This is a genomic window from Tardiphaga robiniae (genome assembly GCF_001618955.1).
GTDB classification, from domain to species: domain Bacteria; phylum Pseudomonadota; class Alphaproteobacteria; order Rhizobiales; family Xanthobacteraceae; genus Tardiphaga; species Tardiphaga robiniae_A.
This window is the reverse complement of record NZ_LVYV01000055.1, coordinates 147,125-168,230: the sequence shown is the minus strand read 5'-3', so window position 1 is coordinate 168,230 and position 21,106 is coordinate 147,125. Positions and strand designations below refer to the sequence as shown.

Below are 21,106 nucleotides of genomic sequence, written 5' to 3'. Positions count from 1 at the left end.
CCCTCTGATGAAAGCTTTCGTAACCGGAGCCGCGGGCTTCATTGCCAGCAACCTGGTGGACCGGCTGCTTGCAGCCGGGCATAGCGTGGTCGGCTACGACAATTTCGTCACCGGTCAGCGTCGCTTTATCGAGGGTGCGTTGAAGTCTGCCAACTTCAAATTGGTTGAGGCGGATCTGTTGAATACCGATGCATTGCGATCGGCGATAGCCGGCTGTGATATGGTGTTCCACCTGGCTGCGAATGCAGACGTTCGTTTTGGTACGCATCACCCTTTCAAGGATATCGAGCAGAACCTGATCGCGACCTACAACGTGCTGGAGGCGATGCGCGCCAACGGCATCAAGAAGATCGCGTTCTCATCGACAGGCTCGGTCTACGGCGAAGCCAAGGTGTTCCCGACGCCGGAAGATGCGCCATTTCCGGTGCAAACATCGCTCTATGGCAACTCCAAGATCGCGGCAGAGGGGTTGATATCATCCTATTGCGAAGGCTTCGGCTTCCAGGGCTTCATCTTCCGTTTCGTGTCGATCCTCGGCGAACGCTACACGCACGGCCACGTCTTCGATTTCTATCAGAAGCTTCTGGCCGATCCGTCGAAGCTTGAAGTTCTGGGCAACGGCAAGCAACGCAAATCCTATCTTTATGTGCAGGACTGCATCGACGCGATCATGATCGCCGTCGAGCGAGCGACGGATCGCGTTAATATCTTCAATCTCGGCCAGGACGAGTATTGCGAGGTCAATCAGTCGATCGGCTGGATCTGTGAGCGCCTGCAGTTGAAGCCGACGCTGGAATACACCGGCGGCGAGCGCGGCTGGATCGGTGACAATCCGTTCATCTTCCTCGATTGCAGCCGTATCCGTGCGCTGGGCTGGACTCCCAAGATGTCGATCCAGCAGGGTGTCGTAACGACGTTGGAATATCTGATTGCTAATCCCTGGGTGGTCGAGGCGCGGCCATGACGGTCTGTGTCTATGGTCTTTGGCATCTTGGCTCGGTGACGGCCGCCTGTCTCGCATCGCGCGGGATCGTTACTATCGGCCTGGCAGAGACACAGGAAGCAGCGGCAGAGCTGAGCATCGGCAAAGCGCCTCTGTTCGAGCCCGGCCTCAATGCAATGCTGTCGCAGGGATTGCAGGACGGCAAGCTGAGCTTCACCAGCGATGTCGGGTCGGCAGTCGCGTCTGCCGATCTGCTGTGGGTGAATTTCGACACGCCCGTTGATGACGACGACGTTGCCGATGTCGATTATGTGCTCGACCGTATTCGCAGCACGTTCGCGCATCTGAAGGACGGCGCCGTCGTTCTGATCTCGTCGCAAGTGCCTGTCGGCAGTACGGCGGTGCTGGAGAAGGATTTCGCGGAGGTCGCGAACGGCCGCCAGGTTTCGTTCGCCTATTCGCCGGAGAACCTTCGCCTCGGCGACGCGATCCGGGTTTTCACGCAGTCGGAACGTATCGTCATCGGCATTCGCGGCGATGCTGCGCGCCGGGTCATCGAACCGATACTGACGCCGTTCTGCGATACGCTGCTATGGACGCGTGTCGAGTCCGCCGAAATGGTCAAGCACGCGCTCAATGCGTTTCTCGCGACCTGCGTGACTTTTACAAACGAGATTGCCTCGGTCTGCGAGGGCGTCGGCGCCGATATGAGTGAAGTAGAAGGCGCACTGCGGCTTGACCCCCGGATCGGCAAGAAGGCCTATGTGCGGGCAGGATCTGCTTTCGGCGGCGGTACACTGGCGCGCGACGTTCAGTTTCTGAAGGCCATTGCGAAGGATGTCGACGTGCGGGTTTCCGTGTTGACCGCAGTGCTGGAAAGCAACGATCATCACAAGGGGTGGGTTGTCAGGCATGTGCGCGGCCGACTCGGAAGGCTCCAGGGCAAGAGAATTGGCGTTCTCGGGCTCGCCTACAAAGCCGGGACCGACGCGATCAGGCGCTCCGTGGCGATCGAGGTGATCCAAGAATTGATAGCCGACGGCGCCCAAGTGACCGTGTTCGATCCGAAGGTGGCGAGCTTGCCCGAGCCGTTGGGTTCGGCCGTTACCATCGCGCCATCGGTGGATGCTGTGTTCGCCGATAGCGAGGCTGTGGTGCTGCTCACCGAGTGGCCCGAGTTTCGCGAACTCGATTTCGCAAGGCTTGTTCCATCCATGCAACGTTCGTTGCTGATTGATCAAAACGCATTTGCATCGAAGCAGCTGTCGGGTCTCGCGGGGCTCGATTATATTATTGCAGGTAAGGTGCAATGAAGCTTCAGGGGCGCACTGCCGTCATCACCGGCGCCAGCCAGGGGCTCGGCGCCGAAATCGCTCGTCAGTATGTTGTCAACGGCGCCAGTGTCGTGCTGTGCGCGCGCAGTGCAGATAAGCTCGCTGCGCAACAGCAGGCGCTTGAACCGCTGCTTGCGACGGGCGCGCGCATCGTCGCCGTCGTTGGTGATGTCGGCGAACGCGCGGACGTCGATGCGTTGTTCGCAACGGTGCGTTCCGAATTTCCGCGGCTCGATATCCTCGTCAACAATGCCGGCATCTATGGCCCGATGGGCAATATCGAGGATATCGACCTGGATGAATGGGTCGATGCCATTCGCATCAATCTGCTCGGACTCGTTTACGTCTCGCGTGCCGCGATGCCGATGTTTCGCGCGCAGCGTTACGGCAAGATCGTCAACATCTCCGGGGGCGGGGCGGCAAACCCGATGCCGGCAATCACGGCCTATGCGGCATCGAAAGCCGGTGTCGTGCGGTTTACGGAGTCGTTGGCGCTGGAATGCAAGGATGACCACATTGACGTCAACGCGATCGCGCCGGGTGCGCTGGTCACGCGGATGATGGAGCAACTACTCGAGGCTGGCCCGGAAAAGGTCGGCCACCAGTTCTACGATAGGATGAAGAAGATCGCGGGCGAGGGCGGCACGCCGCTTGATGTGGGTGCAGCGCTGTGTGTGTTCCTCGGTTCGGCTGACAGCGATGGCATTACCGGCAAATTGATCGCCGCGCAGTGGGACCGTTGGGAAGACTGGCCGAAGCATCTCGACGAACTCAACAGCAGCGATGCATATACGCTGCGGCGGATCACCGGGCGTGACCGCAAGATGGAATGGGGCGACAAGTGAGCGGAACTGCGAGTGCACCGGGCGTTGCCATCATCGGCTGCGGGCTGATCGGCCACAAGCGCGCCAAGGCGCTCGGCAATGCGCGTCTGGTGGTCTGCGCCGACATCGCACAGGACCGCGCCGATCGGCTGGCGGCGACTGCGCCGGGCTGCCGCGCAGTGACCGACTGGCAGCAGGCGGTGGCCAACCCGGAGGTCTCCATCGTCATGATCGCGACCCTGCACGACACGCTGGCGGAGATCGCCCACGGCGCCGTGGCCGCAGGCAAGAATGTGCTGATCGAGAAGCCGGCAGCGCGCAATGCCGCAGAGCTCGCAGGGCTCGCCGAGGCAGCGGCCGCCAAGGGCTGTCTGGTTCGCGTCGGCTTCAATCACCGTTATCACCGCGCGCTGCAGAAGGCGTATCAGCTCGTCACCTCGGGCGAGCTTGGTCCGCTGATGTTCCTGCGTGCGCGCTACGGCCATGGCGGCCGTGTCGGTTACGATCGCGAATGGCGCTCCGATCCGAAGAAGTCCGGCGGCGGCGAGCTGATCGATCAGGGGCCGCATCTGGTCGATCTGGCACGCTGGTTTCTCGGCGATTTCGCCGAAGTGGACGGTTTTGCAGCGACCTATTACTGGGACATGCCGGTCGACGACAACGGCTTCCTGCTCCTCAAGACGGTGGAGCGGAAGGTGGCCTTCCTGCATGCCAGCTGCACTGAATGGAAGAATACGTTTTCGTTCGAGATTTACGGGCGCGACGGCAAGATCGATATCAACGGCCTCGGCGGCAGCTATGGCGCCGAACGTCTGACGTTCTACAAGATGCTGCCGGAAATGGGCCCGCCGGAAACGACGAGCTGGGAATATCCGATGGCGGATAACTCCTGGGACGTTGAATTCGCCGAGTTTCTGGAAGATATCCGGCTGAAGCGTCAGCCGGCGGCCGGCATCCGCGACGCCGTCGAAGCACTTCACATCATTGAAAAGATTTACAGGATGTCTGGTTATGATCACAACGCGTAGCCCACTGAGAATCAGCCTCGGCGGCGGCGGCACGGATCTGCCATCGTATTATCGCGAGCATGGCGGTTTCCTGATCGCAGGAGCGATCAACAAATACGTCTACATCAATGTGATGCGGCCGTTCACCGAAGGAATCTATCTCAAGTACTCGCAGCTTGAACACGTGCAGGCGACGGACGAAGTTCAGCATCCGATCATCCGCGAAGCGATCAAGATGCTCGGCTTCAAAACCCCGCAGGTCGAGATTACCACGCTGGCGGACATTCCCTCGGGCACCGGGCTGGGATCGTCGGGCAGCTTCACCACGGCACTTTTGAAAGCGCTCTACGTCCATCGGATGCGTCAGATTGAGCCGAAGGATCTCGCCGAGCTCGCCTGCGAGATTGAGATCGACCGCCTGGGCGAGCCAATCGGCAAGCAAGATCAGTACATCGCGGCCTGTGGCGGCTTGACCTGCTTCACGTTCAATCCGGACAACAGCGTCGATGTCGTCCCGCTGAATATCTCGATGGATACGAAGTTCGATCTGGAGGACAATCTGCTGCTGTTCTTCACCGGCTTTTCACGTAGCGCCGGCTCGATCCTGAAGGACCAGAACACCAGGACAAAGAGCAGCGACAAGGACATGATCGCCAACCTGCACTTCGTCAAAGAGCTAGGCCTGAAGAGCCAGGTTATGCTCGAGACCGGCAAGACGGAGGATTTCGGTGCTCTGATGCATGAGCACTGGGAGCACAAGAAGCGACGCTCCGGCGGTATGAGCAATTCCCACATTGACGAGTGGTATGACATTGGCATGAAGAACGGCGCCGCGGGCGGCAAGCTGGTCGGCGCAGGCGGCGGTGGCTTTCTGTTGTTCTACGCCAGCGATCGCAACAAGCTGCGACACTCCATGGCGAAAGCCGGCTTGGAAGAAGTGCGTTTCGCGTTCGATTTTGAAGGCACGAAAGTATTGTTCTCGTGAAGCTGCCAGTTGCGATCCTCGCCGGGGGCTTGGCGACGCGGCTGAAGCCAATCACGGAAAGGATTCCCAAAGCGCTGGTCGATGTAGCGGGTGAGCCATTTATTCTGCGTCAACTGGCTTACCTGCGCGGACAGGGCGTCACCCGGGTGGTGATGTGCATCGGGTTTCTTGGGGAGCAGATCCGGGATGTTGTCGGTGACGGCTCTGCCAGCGGATTGTCGGTATCCTACTCGCAGGACTGGCCTAAATTGCTGGGAACCGGGGGCGCACTGAAGCAGGCCTTGCCGCTTCTGGACTCGCAGTTTTTGGTCCTGTATGGAGACTCGTATCTGCCGATCGATTTCAATGCTGTAGAGGACCGTTTCCTGAACAGCGGCAAGCCTGCGTTGATGACAGTGCAGCGCAACGCGGATCAGTGGGACAAGAGCAACGTCCTGTTCTCGGACGATGTGATTGTGGAGTACAACAAGCGCTTGCCGACGCCCGAGATGAAGCACATCGATTACGGCTTGGGTGCGATATCGGCGGATATTCTGGCCGCCGAGCAAGGCGATGAGGCATTCGACCTGGCAGACGTCTATCATCGACTGTCGCTGGCCGGGCAACTTGCAGGTTTCGAAGTCCAGGAGCGATTTTACGAAATCGGCTCTCACAAAGGTCTCGCCGAAGCGGCGGACTATTTCAGGGGTAGGGGAAAGTAATCATGAGCTACGCAGTACAGCACATGCGTGAATCAGCCGATATCATCGCCAAGATGGATGTGGCCCCAATTGAGAAAATGGCGGATCTGCTCGCGACGGTGAAAGCCGATGGCGGCCGCATCTTCTTTCTGGGCGTCGGCGGCAGCGCGGGCAATTGCGGCCATGCGGTGAACGATTTCCGCAAGATCGTCGGTATCGAGAGCTATGCGCCGACCGACAACGTGTCCGAACTGACGGCGCGCACCAACGACGAAGGCTGGGCCACGATTTTCGTAGAGTGGCTCAAGGTCAGCAAGCTACTCGCCAAGGACGCGATCTTCATTTTCTCGGTCGGCGGCGGCAATCTCGAAAAGAACATCAGCCCCAACCTTGTGATGGCGCTGCAGTATGCCAAGTCGGTGGGCGCCAAGATCATGGGCGTGGTCGGTCGCGACGGCGGCTACACGGCGCAGGTCGCCGATGCCTGCGTGATCGTGCCGACGGTTAATCCGGACAACGTCACACCGCATTCCGAGGCCTTCCAGGCGGTGGTGTGGCATCTGCTGGTGTCGCACCCGAAGCTCAAGGCCAACCAGACCAAGTGGGAATCGGCGGTAGGGACCGCGAGCCCCACCAAATGAAGTCACGGGCGATCTTCCTCGATCGTGACGGCGTGCTGAATCATCCGGTGGTTCGCGAGGGAAAATCCTACCCTCCGGCACGGGTTGAGGATCTCAAGATCTATGGCGGACTTCGAGAGCCTCTGCAGCGCCTGAAGGATCGCGGGTTCGCCCTGATCGTGGTGACGAACCAGCCGGACGTTGCGCGCGGTACGACGCCGAAATCCACCGTTGAGGGGATTAACGCGGCGATTGCGCGGGAAATTCCCGCGATCGACAAGTTCTTCGTCTGCTTCCACGACAACGGCGATGGCTGTGATTGCCGAAAGCCGCGGCCCGGAATGCTTCTGGCAGGCGCTGCGGAGTTCAATGTCGATTTGGCACGCAGTTACATGATTGGCGACCGGCGCGGCGATGTCGAAGCAGGTATCGCAGCGGGAAGCCGCACCATCTTTGTTGATCGCGGTTACCGCGAAGCCGCGCCCACCAATTACGACCACAAGGTTTTAACGACACACGAAGCGCTAGAAATCATAGAGAGCGAGAACGAACATGAAAAAAGTTGAGGATCTGACCGTCAAAATTTTCGCTGACGGTGCCAACAAGGCCGGCATGCTGGAAATGTACGCCAAGCCTTTCGTGAAGGGCCTGACCACCAACCCCACCCTGATGCGCAAGGAAGGGATCACGGATTACAAGGCGTTCTCGCTCGACATCCTGAAGGCCATTCCGGATCGACCGATCTCGCTCGAAGTGTTTTCGGATGAATTCGCCGACATGGAGCGTCAGGCATTGGAAATCGCCAGCTGGGGCGAAAACGTCTACGTCAAGATTCCGGTGATGAACACCAAGCGCGAGACAAGCTACAAGCTGATCGAGAAGCTTGCGGCGAAGAAGGTGAAGCTAAACGTCACCGCGCTGATGACCCTGACCCAAGTGCGTGATGTCGTTGCCGCACTGGATCCGAACGTGCCGAGCTATGTGTCGGTCTTTGCTGGCCGTGTCGCGGACACCGGTCAGGACCCGTTGGCCATGATGGCTGCGGCTGTCGAGCTGTTGAAGGTGGCGCCGGCATCGGAGCTAATCTGGGCGAGCCCGCGCGAATTGCTGAACATCTTCCACGCAGATTCGATTGGCTGCCACGTCATCACCGTGACCAATGACATCCTCAAGAAGCTGTCGCTGGTCGGCAAGAACCTCGATGATTACTCGCTCGAGACTGTCAAGATGTTCGCCGATGACGCGATCGCGGCGGGCTTCAAGCTCTAATTATTTATCGCGCACGATAAAAAAGCCCCGGCTCTGCTCAGCAGAGCCGGGGCTTTTTCTGCCGGTGTGATCGTCGAGTTCAGGTCTGCTTGACGCGGTTGGCCAGCGCCTTCAGCCACACGGCATAAGGCTGGGCGAGCCACCATTTCAGCGGCACGCGGCCGTGATACTTGCGCACGATGGCCATAGCCTCCCGGTAGTGCAGTACGCGCTGGGTATTGGTCTTGGTTTCCAAGTGATCGCGATTGACGGCGACGAATTCGTCGACGAAGGCGAACGGTGCGAACTCCCTGTACAGTCGCCACCACAGGTCATAGTCCATCGCCATCCGCAGGCTGCCATCAAGGCCGCTGACCGCGTCCCAGGCCGCGCGCCGCATCAGGGTTCCCGGCTGCGACACGATACAGCGCAGGGCGAGGCGGCGCTCGCTGAACGGCTCGACCCAGATCGGCTTCTTACTGCCGTTGCTCTCGATGTAGTTCCAGACCTTGCCGTAGGCGACCGGGGCCTTTGGAGCTTGCTCCAATGCCTGCAGCAGCCGTTTCAGGCCACCCGGCTCCAGCTGGTCGTCGCTGTTCAACCAGGCGACATAGGGCGCGCTGCCCTTGGCGATGCCTTCATTGATGGCTGCTGCCTGTCCTTGGTCGGGGTGACTGCGCCAGCCAGCGAGCCTGCCTTCGTATCGGCGGATGACATCGACGGAGTCGTCGGTCGAGCCGCCGTCGGCGACATACACCTCGACCGGCACGTCTTGTTCGAAGATCGAGGTCAGCGCGGCGTCGAGGAAACGGCCTTGATTGTAGGAGGGGACCGCGATGGTGACGACAGGCAATGCGGCCATCAGCGTCGCGTGCTTCTCAAGAAGTCCGCATAGGCCAGCGCCAGACCCTCACGCAGTCCGATCCGCGCGCGCCAACCGAGGCCGTGCAGCCGTTTCACGTCCATCAGCTTGCGCGGCGTGCCGTCGGGCTTCGTCGTGTCGAAGACGATACGTCCGCTGTAGCCCACGACCTCTCCAATGGTCACGGCCAGGTCGCGGATCGAGAGGTCTTCGCCAGTCCCGACATTGATATGCGAGAGCATCGGCTCGGTGTTGTGGTCATAAATTTCGGAATCCAGCTCCATGACATGGACGCAGGCTTCGGCCATGTCATCGACATAGAGGAACTCACGCTTCGGCGTGCCTGTGCCCCAGATCACGACCTCCGGGGCGTTGCTCTCCTTGGCCTCGTGAAAGCGGCGGAGCAGACCGGGAATGACGTGGCTCTTCTCGGCATCGTAGTTGTCGCCTTGCCCATACAGATTAGTGGGCATCACGCTACGATAGTCGGTGCCGTATTGGCGGTTGTAGGATTCGCTGAGCTTGATGCCGGCGATCTTGGCGATCGCATAAGGCTCGTTGGTCGGCTCTAGCACGCCGGTGAGCAGGCTATCCTCAGCCATCGGTTGCGGCGCCAGGCGCGGATAGATGCAGCTCGAGCCGAGAAACAGCAGGCGCTTCACGCCCGCATTCCAGGCCTCGTGGATCATGTTGGCTTCGACCATCAGGTTTTGATAGATGAACTCGGCCGGATAGGTGTTGTTAGCCATGATGCCGCCGACCTTCGCCGCCGCCATATAAACCTGATCAATCTGTTCGTCCGCAAAGAACGCTCTGACCTCGGCCTGCTGAACAAGATCCAGTTCATGCCGCTCGCGCGTCACGATGTTGGTATAGTCGTGCTCTTTGAGTTTACGGACGATTGCCGAGCCGACCATTCCGCGGTGGCCGGCAACAAAAATCCTGTCGTTTCTGGACATCAGTCGTGGTTCTCAAGTTGAGCGTGACCGCTCTTGGGGGACGTCGTGTTTGCCATATTGCTGCGCTTTGGCGATCGCAGCGCAAGGTCATAAATCTCCAGCATGGCTTCGGCACTGCGCTTCCAGTCGAATTGCCTGGCGCGTTGCTGGCCGGCCATGCTGAGCTGCTGTCGTTTGGCTTCGTCCAACGCCAGTTCAAGCATGTTCCGCGTCCATGCGTCGGGGGCATCGGGTGATAGCAGAATTGCGGCATCGCCGGCCACTTCCGGCATCGATGTCGTATTCGAGCACATCGTGGCCGCGCCGAACTGCATGCCCTCCAGCACAGGCAGTCCGAACCCTTCAAATACCGAAGGGTAAAGGCTGGCGTAGCAATTGCGATATAGCCAGATCAGTTCCTCGTCGGAGACGTAGCCGGTGAGGATGACCTGATCCGAGAGACCCAGTTCGGCCACATAATCCTTGAAGTCTTCCATCAGCCAGCCCTTGCCGCCGGCAAGCACGAGCGGCATCGGCCGACCGCCGGCGTCGAGATATCGCTTGTAGGCGAGCATCAGCATGCGCTGGTTCTTACGCGGCTCGATGGTGCCGACGCTGAGCCAGAATGCCTTCGCATCAAGATCTTTCAGGGACTTGGGTGCCGTACCTTGCTGTTCACAATCGGTGAAGCGTGAGCAGGGGTATACGACCCGCACCCGCTCGCTCGGGAAGTGCGGGAACGTCTTCAGATAGTGAGACCGCGTGTATTCAGAGATCGCGACGACCCAGTCCGCGGCCACCGCCGCCCGAAAGATACCATCGAAGCAGCCGATCCGGTTGCCTTCGGTCGTCCACGTGGGATCAACGACAAAGCCTGCATCGTAGAGGGTATAGATCAGCCGGCTGGATGAGATCTGGAGCGGGGTCCAGAAATTATTGGAGTGGATGATGTCGGGATTTCCCAGCACGGCTTCGAGGTTGCTTTGGCTCCAGTAGCCGCGGGTACCGTCCATCGTGACGTGACGCTGCCCATAATGCACGTTCGGTCCCTGATAGGGGCTTGTCGCCGGCATCTTCGCGTCGAGGAAGAAATCTCCGAAGCTTGGATACAATGCGTAGCGATGCTGGGGCGCCCTGGCGAGCATGGCCGTAATCATGGCATGCGTGAAATATCCGCAGCCCGCCTTGCCGGATCCTGTTTGGGAAATATCGAAACCGATATGCATCTGGAAATTTGATCTTTTCGCCGGTTGAAGTCGCGGTTGCTCCGTTGAACGCAATCTCGCTCAGGTGCCCGTCGCATCTGTGGAAGCCTGCGACAGCTTCAAGATGCGCACGCGCTCCTGAACCATCGTTTCCACCAGCCCGAGGAAATCGACCTTGGGCTGCCAGCCGAGTTTCGCCTTCAATTTGGACGGGTCGGCCTGCGTGAAATGGCTGTCGACCTTGCGGAGCAGCGTCTCATCGACTGAAACGTATTTCTTCCAGTCGAGGCCGCAGACCTTGAAAGCGACCTCGCAGAATTCCGCGATGGAATGCGCCTGTCCGCTGCCAACCGCATAATCCGCCGGGGCATCATTCTGCACGATCAGGCGCATCGCCTCGACGAAGTCACCCGCGAAGCCGAAATCCCGGCGCACCGTGATGTCGCCCAGATAGAGCTTGCCATTGAACAGGATCGGCTTGCCACGCTCGTCGAGCTCGCGCGTTTCGGTCAGGCCTAGCGATGCCGCGGCTGCGGCGTGTGCGATCTTCTGGGACACAAAATTGAGCGGTCGTCGCGGGCTTTCATGGTTGAAGAGGATGCCGCACGACAGGTGCAAACCATATTGCCGGCGATAGGCACCGACGATCTGATGTGCATAGGCCTTCGAGATGCCGTATGGCGATCCCGGATTGGCACGCGTGTCCTCGTCCTGAACTTCGGCCCGCGTGTCGCCATAAATTTCCGATGACGATGCCTGAAACAGGCGGCAGGTTGGCGCCTCGCGGCGAATGAATTCGCAGATGCGGTGCGGCACCAGGGAATTCAACAAGGCCGTCTCGATCGGAATGTCCCAGGAGATCGAGGGCCTCGACACTGCTGCCAGATTGTAGATTTCATCCGGCGCCGCTGTGACGAGCAGGTTCCTCAAAAAGGCCTCGTCGGTCAGGTTGCCGATGTGCCAGTGAACGCGGTCACCGTGTATTTCTGAATCGACGGCATGCCTGGATTGGGCAAAAACGTCATATCCGTGCGCGAGCAGGAGGTTGATGAGATACCACCCGTCTTGGCCCGCGCCCCCTGTGACCAATGCGCGCTTTCTCACGTGATCCTCAACCATCATTCGTTGGCTAGTCTTAAGGTACGTCATGGTGATTTTCAAGGTTCTTCCCGGCAGACATCGAGAACAGCGCTGAAATTGTTGATTTTTTTCGGCGCCGGCGCCGTGTAATCAGGTTATGCGGCAAGCGAATTGCAGGTCGGCCATCGCTTCAGCCGTCAATGCGTCGTATTGGGAGCAAGCCTTCGTTTATGTTGGTATGATCGTGGCGCTAGGGGCGATGGACAGATTCAAGGTTTGCAATGGTCGAGCGTGACAATGTGGCGGAGCCGAAGACGGGCACAGACGACATCGTCGGTATATTGAAATCCAGGATGATAGCGGATGCGTTGCCGCTGTGGTCCAGTGAGGGCTGGGACTCGCGGGTAGGCGGGTTTGTTGAGAAGCTCGATGCGCAGGGGAATGCCGATCTTGCTGCCCCCCGTCGCGTTCGCGTGCAAGCGCGGCAGATTTATTGTTTCGCCAAAGCTGCGCAGCTCGGCTGGTACCCGCAAGGCGGCGAAATCGCGCTCAAGGGGCTTGACTACATGTTGTCGAAGGCCAAGGCGCCAGATGGCAGGCCGGGCTTCGTACATATCCTCGCGTCTGACGGGGCCGTGCTGAACCCGCTTCGCGACACCTATGACCATGCCTTCGTCTTGCTCGCCTTGGCGGCCCTCTATCAGCTCGATCATGACGCGCAGGTGCGTTCCGAAATCGATTCGCTCATTGGTTTTTTTGATATCCATCTGCGTTCGCCCGACGGTGGCTATTCGGAAGGCGTGCCGACTAGTACACCGCGCCGGCAGAACCCGCAGATGCATGTCTTCGAGGCGCTGATCGCGACGTTCGACGCGACGCATGATCAGGCGTTTCAGGCCCGTGCCGGCGACCTGTTCGGACTATTCGTCAGCAGTCTTTATGACGGGCAGAAGCGGGTGCTCGGCGAGTATTTCGAGCAGGACTGGTCACGGATCGAGCCGGTCAGCGTCGAGCCGGGCCATCAGGCGGAATGGGTCTGGCTGCTGAAGGGTTTCGAGCGCATTACAGGCTGCCCGACGTCGAAGCACCGCGCTTTGCTGCTGGAGTCGGCGTTACGCTATCGCGATGGGACCGGCTGCCTCGTTGATGAAGGCGATGCCGAAGGAAACATCGTCAAGTCGACGCGACGATGCTGGCCGCAGACCGAGATCGCCAAGGCCTGGATTGCACAGGCGGAAGCAGGGCAGGCTGGCGCTGCCGACGAGGCGCGCGCCGCGCTGGTGCGGCTGGATCATCACTATCTGCAGCATCCGGTGGCCGGTGGATGGTACGATCGCTTCGACGCCGGGGGGCGCTCTCTTGTCGATGCGATCCCGGCGTCGACGTTTTATCACGTGCTGTGCGCTATCGCGGAGGCCGATCGCGTGCTCGGCGCATGAAGTCAGTCCATGATGCCCGTGGGTGGCTTTGGCCGGAACACCACGAAATGCGACATCGTGAAATTGACGATGAAGCCGGCGAGGATCGATGCCAGCTTGGCGGCATAGACGGGGATGAAGTTCGACAGCACCACCAGCGTCGTCGTGGTCGCTATCACGCCGAGAATGCCCGACGCGACGAATCTGAAGTAGTCCTTGCGCCTGAGCACGCGGCCGGATTCGGCGCGGAACGTGACCATGGTGTTCATCACGTAAGAACCGGACACCGCGATGAGCCATGCTAGCACATTGGCCGGGACGAGCGGCAGTCCGAGCACCTGATAGCCGAAGGTGAAGACCGCCAGGTCGATGACGGTATTGCCGAGGCCGATCACGCCGAAAGCCATGATCTTGACAGCGGTGGGGCCCGTGGCCCATGCGCCGAAGTGCCGTTGCAGAAACAGTTTCATCAGAGGTGGCAGTGCTTGCGATATGACATCGGCATGTCCATAGCAGCAACGTCCGCCGGTGTCCGCTTTTTCCGCAGCCGGCCGGCCGTCAACGTCACGGACGGGCGGCGAGATCGTAGAGAGGGTTGCGGAACAGGCTGCTTGAATAGCGGTTACGGCTGATCGGCGGCGCGGTCCAGTGGAGCGGTTCGGTGCCGAAATAGGCCGCGATCAACCCATCGCCGCTGAAGCTTTCGTGAACATCGTGCTCGACCAGAATGCGCCCCCCGAAATCCTGCAGCATCGCAAGACAGCGCTGATGGGTGAGCGGATCGCCGCTGATCTCATGATGATGGGTCGAGAAAATTCCAAACCGGATGGTCCTGTTGCGGAACAGCGCTTCGCACGAACGGATAATCTCGGTTTCCATTCCCTGGGTATCGCAATGCAGGACCTGAAGCTGCGAGATCCGATGATCGCGCAAGAAGCCGGGAACCGAAATCTGCGGAATGCGGATGTCGCCCGCGGACTCGGTCTTGAACGTCAGGGCCTTGATCGGCTCGCCGCCGACGCAGGCCTGCACGAAGGTAATGTCGCGTTGATTAAGCGTGGCATTGGCTCGGCCAATGGCGATGTGGTTGGGATCGGGTTCGACCACATAGGCCTGCCGGAGGTCGCCGTGCTGCGACTTGAACCACAACGAGTAGTATGACCAGAAACCGCCGAGCTCGAGCATCGTTGCGTGCGGTGGTACATGTTTGAGAATTTCGTGGAAGGTCACTTCCTCCTGCGGTTCGTGATGACCCTGCAGTCGTTCGATGATGCCGGTCATCCAGTCGCCGTAATAGCCGCCCGCGACCACCCGCACGCCGTTGTGCATGATCTGCACCTGATTGCCGTCCAGCGACACGACCTTGCCCGCATCCGGCACTTTCGGGATGACGTCACAGTCGCGGCAGCTGACCGTCATGTCTGCGCGCGTGGCGTTGTCGAGCAGAACGGGCGGGAGCTTGAAATCTGACATCGGCGGCTTTCGGTATTCGGGGCAATCGTTGCTCCCTATACCTGAATTTCAGCGTGGAACCATAGTACCGCCGGCCACAGTCGAAACCGCCCGTGGCGTCAGTTCCCGCGCTCGTCCGCGATGATCTTGCCGTCATTAGGCAGCGAGGCCGGCGCCACCAGCTCCACGGCCCCACCGAGCTTGCTGACGGCCCTGAGCGTGGCCGTGACGGCCTCCTGCAGGCCGGGCTTGTCCTGGGCTGCCGCTTCGGCTTTCAGCACCATGGCGTCATTCTCGCCGTCCCTGGACACCACCAGCCGTAGCCGGCCGAGTTCCGGGTGCCGCTTGCCGATTTCGGCGACCTGTTCGGGCCGCACGAACATGCCCTTGACCTTGGTGGCCTGGTCGGCGCGGCCCATCCAGCCCCGGATGCGCATATTGCTCCGGCCGCAGGCGCTGGGGCCGGGCAGGGCGGCCGTCAGGTCGCCCAGCGCCAGCCGGATCCACGGGTGGTGCGGATCCAGCGACGTCACCACGATCTCGCCGACATCGCCCTCGGCCACGGGCTCGCCGGTCCCGGGGGTTACGATTTCCAGGATCAGGTCCTCATTGACGATCAGGCCATCGCGGGCGGTGCTCTCATAGGCGATGAAACCAAGATCAGCCGTGGCGAAGGCCTGATAGGCCTCGACACCGCGCGATGCGATCTCGGCCTGCAGCGAGGGTGGGAAGGCCGCGCCGGACACCATGGCGCGCTTGATCGAGGAAATGTCGCGCTTGGCGGCTTTCGCGGCATCCAGCAGGATCTTCAGAAAATCCGGCGTGCCGCTATAGGCCGATGGACGATAGGCTTCGATCAGTTCGAGTTGTTGTTCGGTATTACCCGGGCCGGCGGGAATCACCGCGCAGCCTAGCGCCCGCGCGGCGCCGTCGAAGATGAAGCCGCCGGGGGTCAGGTGATAGCTGAAAGTATTCAACACCACGTCGCCCGCGCGGAAACCTGCGGCATAGAGCGCACGCGCGCCGCGCCAGGGATCGGCCTGCTTCGACTCCGGCTCGAAAATAGGCCCCGGCGAGGTGAACAACCGGCCGAATGAGCCGGTTGCGCCTGACACGAAGCCGCCGAACGGGGGGCTGGCCTTGTGCAGGGCCGGCAGGTCGGATTTGCGCAGCACCGGCAGTTGCGCCAGCGCGGCGCGGCTGACGATCGCAGCGGGATTGATGCCCTTGAGATGCTCTGCATAGGCGGGCGCCTGCATCGCGTGGCGCAGCACATCCGGCAGGCGCGAAAACAGATTGGCCTGGCGCTGCGACGGATCGCAATTTTCGAGTGTGTCGAAGTGGCGCATCTGGGTGTGTCCTGGTGGTTTGGCGTCGTCGCGGTTATTCCGGTAGCCTGTGGCGCCGTGCTAGTGGGAAATCATGTTGTCAGAACGTATCGTCCAATGGCTCGACAGCTTCGGCCAGCTTGATTTTCCTGCTGCCGTCGTGCTGGCCGCATTGGTGGTTGCCTCTTCGTTTTTGCCGGTCCCACGAACATTCATCGTGTTCGGTGCCGGTGCTGCATTTGGTTTGCGCTCTCTCGTCGTCATTGTTCCAGTCGCCGCGGCTGCATCCGCTCTGGCCTTCATGCTGGCGCGCTCCGTTCTGCGCGGTTGGGTGGAACGGCAGACCGAAAAACGCGCGGCTTGGCGCCTCATTGCCCAGGCCGTCGATGACGAGGGCTGGCGCATCGTCGCACTGATGCGGTTCGGCGGACCATTGCCCAATTCGGTGCAAAATTATCTGTTCGGTTTGACAAATATCGGACTGCTCCCGTTCGCCCTGGTCACTTTCGTGTTCACGCTGCCGCAGATCGTGCTTTACGTGTATCTCGGTGCGTCCGGACGGGCGTTGTTGCTCGATGATGGACCAATGCCGCTCAACCGTGTGCTGATTGCCATGGCCTTGGTCATTGTGTTCGTCATCCTGTTGCTGGTGTCGCGTCGCATTCGCGCTATCCTTGCGCGCAGGACCGGCATCGCGACCTGCGGGGCCGTGAGCAGCTAAAGCCATCGCTTCCTGCGCTTGAAGCTCTTCAGGTTCTTGAAGCTCTTGCGCTGGTCACCAGCGCCGCCGAGATAGAACTCCTTCACGTCTTCATTGTCGCGCAGCTCATCGGCGGTGCCTTCGAGCACCACCTTGCCCTGTTCCATGATGTAGCCGTGGCTTGCCACCGACAGCGCGGCGCGCGCGTTCTGCTCGACCAGCAGAATGGTGACGCCGAGATCGCGGTTGATCTTCCTGATGATGGCGAACACCTCTTTCACAAGCAGCGGCGACAGTCCCATGGAGGGCTCGTCCATCAGGATCATCTTGGGCCGCGCCATCAGCGCTCGCCCGATCGCCAGCATCTGCTGCTCGCCGCCCGAGAGATAGCCGGCGAGGCCGGTGCGCTCCTTCAGTCGCGGGAAGTAATCATAGACCATCTCGATGTCGGTCGAGACCTCGTTGTCTTTCCGCGTGAAGGCGCCGAGCCGCAGGTTTTCCAGCGATGTCATGTCGGAGACGATGCGGCGGCCCTCCATCACCTGGAAGATGCCGCGGCGCACGATCTTGTCGGGATCGATGCCGTCGATCCGTTCATTGTCGAACAGGATCTCGCCGCGTGTGACTTCGCCATCTTCGGTTTTCAACAGACCGGAGATTGCCTTCAGCGTCGTGGACTTGCCGGCGCCATTGGCGCCGAGCAGCGCGACGATCGCGCCCTTCGGCACCTCCATGCTCAAGCCGCGCAGCACGAGGATCACGTCGTCATAGACGACCTCGATGTTGCGGATGTCGAGCAGGGGAGCGGGGGTAGGCGCCGCTGCTGGTCGAGGACTGGTGTCGATCATTGGCTGCACAGGATGAACTCCGTCTTTCTTGTCCCTCCCTCAAGCGGCGAAGCCGCGCAGTGGGGAGGGTGGCGCGTTGAGAGCGAAGCGAACAGCGTGACGGGTGGGGAGTCGCAAACTCCGACGGCGCTTGCGGAGACACCCCACCCCGGCCTACGGCCGACCCTCCCCACTGCGCAGCTACGCTGCTTGGGGGAGGGAGACCATTGGCGTCTTAGTTCAAACTACCACCCGTGCCATTCCGGCTTGCGCGGCAGTTCCACGGTCTTCACCTTTTCGAGCTTGATCGTGCCCTTGGCCATCAGGTCGTTGAGATCGCCATCGGTCGCGCCGGTGACTTTCGAGCGATACAGATCGACCTTGGTGGTCGGGCGGTGATCCTTGTCGGTCCAGGTCGAGGGATTGCAGACGCCCTCCATGCCGGCCGGTACCCAGTCCTTCTTCTGGTAGAAGCCCTTGGCGACGTTCTCGCCGGTGGCGCCGCCATTCTTCGCGGCCCAGTCGAGCGCTTCCTTCATGTAGAGCGAGGTGCAGACTGCCGCGATGTAATGCACCGGACGATAGATCTTGCCCGACGGGTCGGAGATCTTGGAAATCTCCTGCACCGTCTTCATGCCGGGCGCGTTGCCGCCCCAGCTCACCGCCGTGCGCAGCGGGAAGATTACGCCGTCGGCAGCATCGCCCGCGGCCTTCGCGGCATTCTCATCCATGCCCCATACATTGCTCATGAACTGCACGTCGACACCGGCCGCCTTGCAGGCCTTCATCACCGAGATGTTCGAAGCGGCGGTGTTGCCGAGATAAGCGTAGTTGGCGCCAGCGCTCTTCAGGCTGAGGCACTGCGCGCTGTAGTCACCGGGCGCGAGTGCGAAGACCAATGGCGGCAGGACTTCAAAGCCGAGTTCGGCAGCAAGCGCTTCACCCGCGGCCTTAGGCGCGTTGGGGTAGGGGTGGTTGGCGCCCATATGGACATATTTCGGCTTGCCCGACTTGCCCTTCGACTTCCAGTCTTCCGCGGCCCAGGTCAGTTCGGCGCGCAGCGCGTCCGAATAGGACGGGCCGTAGAAGAAATTATACGGCGCAGGTTTTGCCTTGCCGCCGGCACCGGTCGGGTCGGTCAGTGCCGCCGAGTAGGAGCCCGAGATGTCCGGGATCTTGTCCTGCGCGAGGAAGCCGGTGAGCGCTTCGGTATCCGCCGTGCCCCAGCCCATGATCGCCGCGACCTTGTCGGCGCCGGACCACTTCTTGTACAGCGCGATCGCGCGCGGCACCTGATAGCCGTAGTCGTTGCTATCGAGATTGACCTGCTTGCCACCGATGCCGCCGTTCTTGTTGATCCAGGCATAGGTATCGACAACGCCCTGGCCATAGGGCGTGCCGACGTCGGACGTTCCGCCGGAATAATCGGCGAGATGGCCGACGGCGATCTGCGCCTGTGCACTGGCGGACGCGCCCGCGATCAGAAGGGCAATGGATGCGGACGTTAGAAGTGATTTCATCGTCATGAGCATTCTCCCGTTGGATTTTATATTTTATCGTTTCGTCTAGTCCGTCCCGTTCAAGCGTCAATGCGAGAATGGGTAGAGTTTCCAGTAGGTCTTGATCTGCCGCCAGCGATGCGCGAGCCCGTCGGGCTCGAACACCAGAAACGCGATGATGATGAGGCCGATGGCAATCTCGCGCAGGAAGGTGAGATTGTTGTTGAGCTGCAATGCGCGGTCGATGGCGCTGCCTTTGAGTTCGGCTGATATCCACTCCATGGATTCCGGTAGCAACACCACGAAGGCGGTGCCCATCAGCGTGCCCATGATCGAACCGGTGCCGCCGATGATGACCATCGCCAGAAACAGAATCGAACGCTCTATGCCAAAGCCCTCGTTAGAGACGACAAGCTGGTAATGTGCATAGAGCGCGCCCGCGATCCCGGCGAAGAACGCGGCGAGACCGAAGGACAGCGTGCGGTATTTGGTGAGATTGATGCCCATGATCTCGGCGGAGAGATAGTGGTCGCGTACCGCCACGAGCGCACGGCCGTCGCGCGAGCGCATCAGGTTAGTCACCAGCAGGTAGCTCACCACCACATAAGCGAGCACGACGTAGAAATATTGCCGGTCGCCGCGCAGCACATAGCCGAAGATCGAAAACGGGTTGGCCATGGCCGGCACCGAGCCGCCGGAGAACCACTCGGCGCGCGAGAAGAAGTCGAGCAGGATGTATTGCGCGGCCAATGTCGCGATGACCAGGTAGAGGCCCTTCAGTCGCGCTGCAGGCAGGCCGAAGATGAGACCGACCATGGCGGTAACGAGGCCGGCCAGCGGGATCGCAAAGAACACCGGGATCGGCGTCTTGTTGGAAATATAGGCCGAGGTGAATGCGCCGAGCAGGAAGAACGCCGCGTGGCCGATGGAGATCTGGCCCGTGAAGCCGACCAGGATATTCAGGCCGAGCGCGGCAATGCCGAAGATGCCGATCTGGATCAGGATCGCCAGCCAGTATTCGCTGAACACCAGTGGCGCAAAGCAGGTGAGGATGATGCCGAGGATCGCGAAATTGCGGCTGGTGGTGGTCGGGAAGATCGTGGTGTCGACCGCGTAGCTGGTGCGGAAGTCGCCGGATGGGATGAGGGAGGGGCTGGCCATGATGTCTTACACCCGCTCGATGTCTTTGGTGCCGAACAGGCCGTAAGGCTTGATCATCAGGATGATGATGAGCACGTAGAACGGGGCGACTTCGTAGAGATTGCCCCAGTGGAGATATTCGCTGTCGACGAATTGCGCGAAGTTCTCGAGCAGCCCGATGATGATGCCGCCGACAACGGCGCCGCCGATGGAGTCGAGGCCGCCAAGAATAACCGCCGGAAACACCTTGATGCCGTAGATCGACAGGCCGGATGAGACGCCGTTGACGACGGCAACCACAACGCCGGCGACAGCAGAAACCATCGCCGAGATCGCCCAGGCCATGGCGAAGACGGTCTTCACGGAAATGCCGAGCGATTGCGCCACCTGCTGATTGAACGCGGTGGCGCGCATCGCGAGGCCCCATTTCGAGACCTTGAAGAACCACGCCATGCCTATCATCATCGCGACGGAGACAACCAGGCTCATCACATAGACGGTCTGGATCTGTAGGCTACCGATCGTCACCGACTGGCTGGTGAAGACACGCGGGAATGGCTGCGGGTTGACGCCATAGATCCATTTCAGTGCCGCCTGGAACACCGTGGACAGCGCGATGGTCACCATGATCACCGAGATGACCGGCTCGCCAACCATCGGCCGCAGGATCACCACCTGGATGAGGATGCCGAAGGCGAACATGAACACCAGCGTCATCGGCATGCCGAGCCAGAACGGGACCTGATATTTGGTCAGCAGCGTCCAGCACACCCAGGCGCCGATCAGTAGCAACTCGCCCTGCGCGAAGTTGACGACCTGGGTGGCTTTGTAGATCAGCACGAATGACATCGCGACTACGCCATACAGCGTGCCCACCACGAGGCCATTGACGAGAAGCTGGAGGAGGAACTGCGTGTTCATGCGAGAGCTTCCGCAACAGAAGATGCGATCGTCCCCTCTCCCCCGGGCGCGGCAACGCCGCGCTGGGTAGGAGAGGGTGGATCGAACGCGCAGCG

At 60.5% G+C, this 21,106-nt stretch carries 22 protein-coding genes; 11 read left to right on the top strand and 11 right to left on the bottom strand.

Annotated elements, in window-relative coordinates; all coding sequences use genetic code 11:
• Window positions 1-7: 7 nt before the first annotated feature.
• Genes A4A58_RS27490 through A4A58_RS27450 form a run of 9 tightly spaced genes read left to right on the top strand, consistent with a single transcriptional unit; the run spans window position 8 to window position 7,662 of the window.
• Window positions 8-964 carry an NAD-dependent epimerase/dehydratase family protein gene (locus A4A58_RS27490; RefSeq protein ID WP_068738258.1) on the top strand — a complete coding sequence of 319 codons (957 nt, stop codon included), beginning with the start codon at window positions 8-10 and terminating at the stop codon, window positions 962-964.
• Window positions 961-2,256, top strand: coding sequence for a nucleotide sugar dehydrogenase (locus A4A58_RS27485; RefSeq protein WP_068738256.1), 1,296 nt, complete (start codon window positions 961-963; stop codon window positions 2,254-2,256). The genes A4A58_RS27490 and A4A58_RS27485 overlap by 4 nt, the downstream gene beginning before the upstream one ends.
• Window positions 2,253-3,122, top strand: a complete 870-nt coding sequence (locus A4A58_RS27480) for an SDR family NAD(P)-dependent oxidoreductase (RefSeq protein WP_068738253.1) — start codon at window positions 2,253-2,255, stop codon at window positions 3,120-3,122. The genes A4A58_RS27485 and A4A58_RS27480 overlap by 4 nt, the downstream gene beginning before the upstream one ends.
• A complete protein-coding gene (locus tag A4A58_RS27475; RefSeq protein ID WP_204378211.1) occupies window positions 3,119-4,129 on the top strand; it encodes a Gfo/Idh/MocA family protein in 1,011 nt (336 codons plus the stop codon). The genes A4A58_RS27480 and A4A58_RS27475 overlap by 4 nt, the downstream gene beginning before the upstream one ends.
• Window positions 4,113-5,093: a galactokinase gene (locus A4A58_RS27470; RefSeq protein ID WP_068738249.1), complete on the top strand. Its 981-nt coding sequence runs from the start codon at window positions 4,113-4,115 to the stop codon at window positions 5,091-5,093. The genes A4A58_RS27475 and A4A58_RS27470 overlap by 17 nt, the downstream gene beginning before the upstream one ends.
• The gene (locus A4A58_RS27465; RefSeq protein ID WP_068738247.1) at window positions 5,090-5,794 is read left to right on the top strand and encodes a nucleotidyltransferase family protein; all 705 of its coding nucleotides are present in this window, start codon (window positions 5,090-5,092) and stop codon (window positions 5,792-5,794) included. Before A4A58_RS27470 ends, A4A58_RS27465 begins: the two co-directional genes overlap by 4 nt.
• A 2-nt stretch (window positions 5,795-5,796) precedes the next feature.
• Entirely contained in the window at window positions 5,797-6,414 is a 618-nt protein-coding gene (locus tag A4A58_RS27460) for an SIS domain-containing protein (protein WP_068738245.1), read from the top strand.
• A complete protein-coding gene (locus tag A4A58_RS27455; protein ID WP_068738243.1) occupies window positions 6,411-6,959 on the top strand; it encodes a D-glycero-alpha-D-manno-heptose-1,7-bisphosphate 7-phosphatase in 549 nt (182 codons plus the stop codon). Before A4A58_RS27460 ends, A4A58_RS27455 begins: the two co-directional genes overlap by 4 nt.
• Entirely contained in the window at window positions 6,946-7,662 is a 717-nt protein-coding gene (locus A4A58_RS27450) for a transaldolase (RefSeq protein ID WP_068738242.1), read from the top strand. Before A4A58_RS27455 ends, A4A58_RS27450 begins: the two co-directional genes overlap by 14 nt.
• A 79-nt stretch (window positions 7,663-7,741) precedes the next feature.
• Here the strand turns inward: A4A58_RS27450 and A4A58_RS27445 are convergent, their stop codons facing one another.
• The 4 genes from A4A58_RS27445 to A4A58_RS27430 form a co-directional block, all read right to left on the bottom strand.
• On the bottom strand, window positions 7,742-8,503 hold the full coding sequence (locus A4A58_RS27445) for a glycosyltransferase family 2 protein (protein WP_068738240.1): 762 nt from the start codon (window positions 8,501-8,503) through the stop codon (window positions 7,742-7,744).
• Window positions 8,503-9,462 (bottom strand): GDP-L-fucose synthase, encoded by a 960-nt coding sequence (gene fcl, locus A4A58_RS27440; RefSeq protein WP_068738238.1) that lies wholly within the window; start codon window positions 9,460-9,462, stop codon window positions 8,503-8,505. Before fcl ends, A4A58_RS27445 begins: the two co-directional genes overlap by 1 nt.
• Window positions 9,462-10,598 carry a glycosyltransferase family 4 protein gene (locus A4A58_RS27435; protein ID WP_204378210.1) on the bottom strand — a complete coding sequence of 379 codons (1,137 nt, stop codon included), beginning with the start codon at window positions 10,596-10,598 and terminating at the stop codon, window positions 9,462-9,464. Before A4A58_RS27435 ends, fcl begins: the two co-directional genes overlap by 1 nt.
• Window positions 10,599-10,727: 129 nt before the next feature.
• Window positions 10,728-11,765: a GDP-mannose 4,6-dehydratase gene (locus A4A58_RS27430; RefSeq protein ID WP_068738496.1), complete on the bottom strand. Its 1,038-nt coding sequence runs from the start codon at window positions 11,763-11,765 to the stop codon at window positions 10,728-10,730.
• A 242-nt stretch (window positions 11,766-12,007) separates the two neighbouring features.
• Here A4A58_RS27430 and A4A58_RS27425 point away from each other — a divergent pair, with 242 nt between their 5' ends.
• The gene (locus A4A58_RS27425) at window positions 12,008-13,165 is read left to right on the top strand and encodes an AGE family epimerase/isomerase (protein ID WP_068738235.1); all 1,158 of its coding nucleotides are present in this window, start codon (window positions 12,008-12,010) and stop codon (window positions 13,163-13,165) included.
• A 2-nt stretch (window positions 13,166-13,167) separates the two neighbouring features.
• On the opposite strand, the gene A4A58_RS27420 is transcribed toward A4A58_RS27425, so the two are convergent.
• The 3 genes from A4A58_RS27420 to A4A58_RS27410 all read right to left on the bottom strand — a co-directional run bounded on the left by A4A58_RS27420 (window position 13,168) and on the right by A4A58_RS27410 (window position 15,945).
• On the bottom strand, window positions 13,168-13,614 hold the full coding sequence (locus tag A4A58_RS27420) for a GtrA family protein (RefSeq protein ID WP_068738233.1): 447 nt from the start codon (window positions 13,612-13,614) through the stop codon (window positions 13,168-13,170).
• A 94-nt stretch (window positions 13,615-13,708) separates the two neighbouring features.
• A complete protein-coding gene (locus A4A58_RS27415) occupies window positions 13,709-14,617 on the bottom strand; it encodes an FkbM family methyltransferase (protein WP_068738231.1) in 909 nt (302 codons plus the stop codon).
• Between the two features lie 98 nt (window positions 14,618-14,715).
• The gene (locus tag A4A58_RS27410; protein ID WP_068738229.1) at window positions 14,716-15,945 is read right to left on the bottom strand and encodes a phenylacetate--CoA ligase family protein; all 1,230 of its coding nucleotides are present in this window, start codon (window positions 15,943-15,945) and stop codon (window positions 14,716-14,718) included.
• A 73-nt stretch (window positions 15,946-16,018) separates the two neighbouring features.
• Here A4A58_RS27410 and A4A58_RS27405 point away from each other — a divergent pair, with 73 nt between their 5' ends.
• Window positions 16,019-16,645, top strand: coding sequence for a VTT domain-containing protein (locus A4A58_RS27405; protein ID WP_068738227.1), 627 nt, complete (start codon window positions 16,019-16,021; stop codon window positions 16,643-16,645).
• On the opposite strand, the gene A4A58_RS27400 is transcribed toward A4A58_RS27405, so the two are convergent.
• From A4A58_RS27400 to A4A58_RS27385, 4 genes are all read right to left on the bottom strand, one after another.
• Window positions 16,642-17,472: an ABC transporter ATP-binding protein gene (locus tag A4A58_RS27400; protein WP_068738225.1), complete on the bottom strand. Its 831-nt coding sequence runs from the start codon at window positions 17,470-17,472 to the stop codon at window positions 16,642-16,644. The genes A4A58_RS27405 and A4A58_RS27400 overlap by 4 nt on opposite strands.
• A gap of 224 nt (window positions 17,473-17,696) precedes the next feature.
• Window positions 17,697-18,977: an ABC transporter substrate-binding protein gene (locus tag A4A58_RS27395; protein ID WP_068738494.1), complete on the bottom strand. Its 1,281-nt coding sequence runs from the start codon at window positions 18,975-18,977 to the stop codon at window positions 17,697-17,699.
• A 60-nt stretch (window positions 18,978-19,037) separates the two neighbouring features.
• Window positions 19,038-20,111 carry a branched-chain amino acid ABC transporter permease gene (locus A4A58_RS27390; RefSeq protein WP_068738223.1) on the bottom strand — a complete coding sequence of 358 codons (1,074 nt, stop codon included), beginning with the start codon at window positions 20,109-20,111 and terminating at the stop codon, window positions 19,038-19,040.
• Window positions 20,112-20,117: 6 nt separating this feature from the next.
• On the bottom strand, window positions 20,118-21,011 hold the full coding sequence (locus A4A58_RS27385; protein WP_068738221.1) for a branched-chain amino acid ABC transporter permease: 894 nt from the start codon (window positions 21,009-21,011) through the stop codon (window positions 20,118-20,120).
• Window positions 21,012-21,106 lie beyond the last annotated feature (95 nt).

Bases quoted from the DNA above. Each gene is read 5' to 3' on its own strand.
- A4A58_RS27490 (WP_068738258.1), top strand. From the start codon at position 8: ATGAAAGCTTTCGTAACCGGAGCCGCGGGCTTCATTGCCAGCAACCTG.
- A4A58_RS27485 (WP_068738256.1), top strand. From the start codon at position 961: ATGACGGTCTGTGTCTATGGTCTTTGGCATCTTGGCTCGGTGACGGCC.
- A4A58_RS27480 (WP_068738253.1), top strand. From the start codon at position 2,253: ATGAAGCTTCAGGGGCGCACTGCCGTCATCACCGGCGCCAGCCAGGGG.
- A4A58_RS27470 (WP_068738249.1), top strand. From the start codon at position 4,113: ATGATCACAACGCGTAGCCCACTGAGAATCAGCCTCGGCGGCGGCGGC.
- A4A58_RS27460 (WP_068738245.1), top strand. From the start codon at position 5,797: ATGAGCTACGCAGTACAGCACATGCGTGAATCAGCCGATATCATCGCC.
- A4A58_RS27455 (WP_068738243.1), top strand. From the start codon at position 6,411: ATGAAGTCACGGGCGATCTTCCTCGATCGTGACGGCGTGCTGAATCAT.
- A4A58_RS27450 (WP_068738242.1), top strand. From the start codon at position 6,946: ATGAAAAAAGTTGAGGATCTGACCGTCAAAATTTTCGCTGACGGTGCC.
- A4A58_RS27445 (WP_068738240.1), bottom strand. From the start codon at position 8,503: ATGGCCGCATTGCCTGTCGTCACCATCGCGGTCCCCTCCTACAATCAA.
- fcl (WP_068738238.1), bottom strand. From the start codon at position 9,462: ATGTCCAGAAACGACAGGATTTTTGTTGCCGGCCACCGCGGAATGGTC.
- A4A58_RS27435 (WP_204378210.1), bottom strand. From the start codon at position 10,598: ATGATTACGGCCATGCTCGCCAGGGCGCCCCAGCATCGCTACGCATTG.
- A4A58_RS27430 (WP_068738496.1), bottom strand. From the start codon at position 11,765: ATGGTTGAGGATCACGTGAGAAAGCGCGCATTGGTCACAGGGGGCGCG.
- A4A58_RS27425 (WP_068738235.1), top strand. From the start codon at position 12,008: ATGGTCGAGCGTGACAATGTGGCGGAGCCGAAGACGGGCACAGACGAC.
- A4A58_RS27420 (WP_068738233.1), bottom strand. From the start codon at position 13,614: ATGAAACTGTTTCTGCAACGGCACTTCGGCGCATGGGCCACGGGCCCC.
- A4A58_RS27415 (WP_068738231.1), bottom strand. From the start codon at position 14,617: ATGTCAGATTTCAAGCTCCCGCCCGTTCTGCTCGACAACGCCACGCGC.
- A4A58_RS27410 (WP_068738229.1), bottom strand. From the start codon at position 15,945: ATGCGCCACTTCGACACACTCGAAAATTGCGATCCGTCGCAGCGCCAG.
- A4A58_RS27405 (WP_068738227.1), top strand. From the start codon at position 16,019: ATGTTGTCAGAACGTATCGTCCAATGGCTCGACAGCTTCGGCCAGCTT.
- A4A58_RS27400 (WP_068738225.1), bottom strand. From the start codon at position 17,472: ATGATCGACACCAGTCCTCGACCAGCAGCGGCGCCTACCCCCGCTCCC.
- A4A58_RS27395 (WP_068738494.1), bottom strand. From the start codon at position 18,977: ATGACGATGAAATCACTTCTAACGTCCGCATCCATTGCCCTTCTGATC.
- A4A58_RS27390 (WP_068738223.1), bottom strand. From the start codon at position 20,111: ATGGCCAGCCCCTCCCTCATCCCATCCGGCGACTTCCGCACCAGCTAC.
- A4A58_RS27385 (WP_068738221.1), bottom strand. From the start codon at position 21,011: ATGAACACGCAGTTCCTCCTCCAGCTTCTCGTCAATGGCCTCGTGGTG.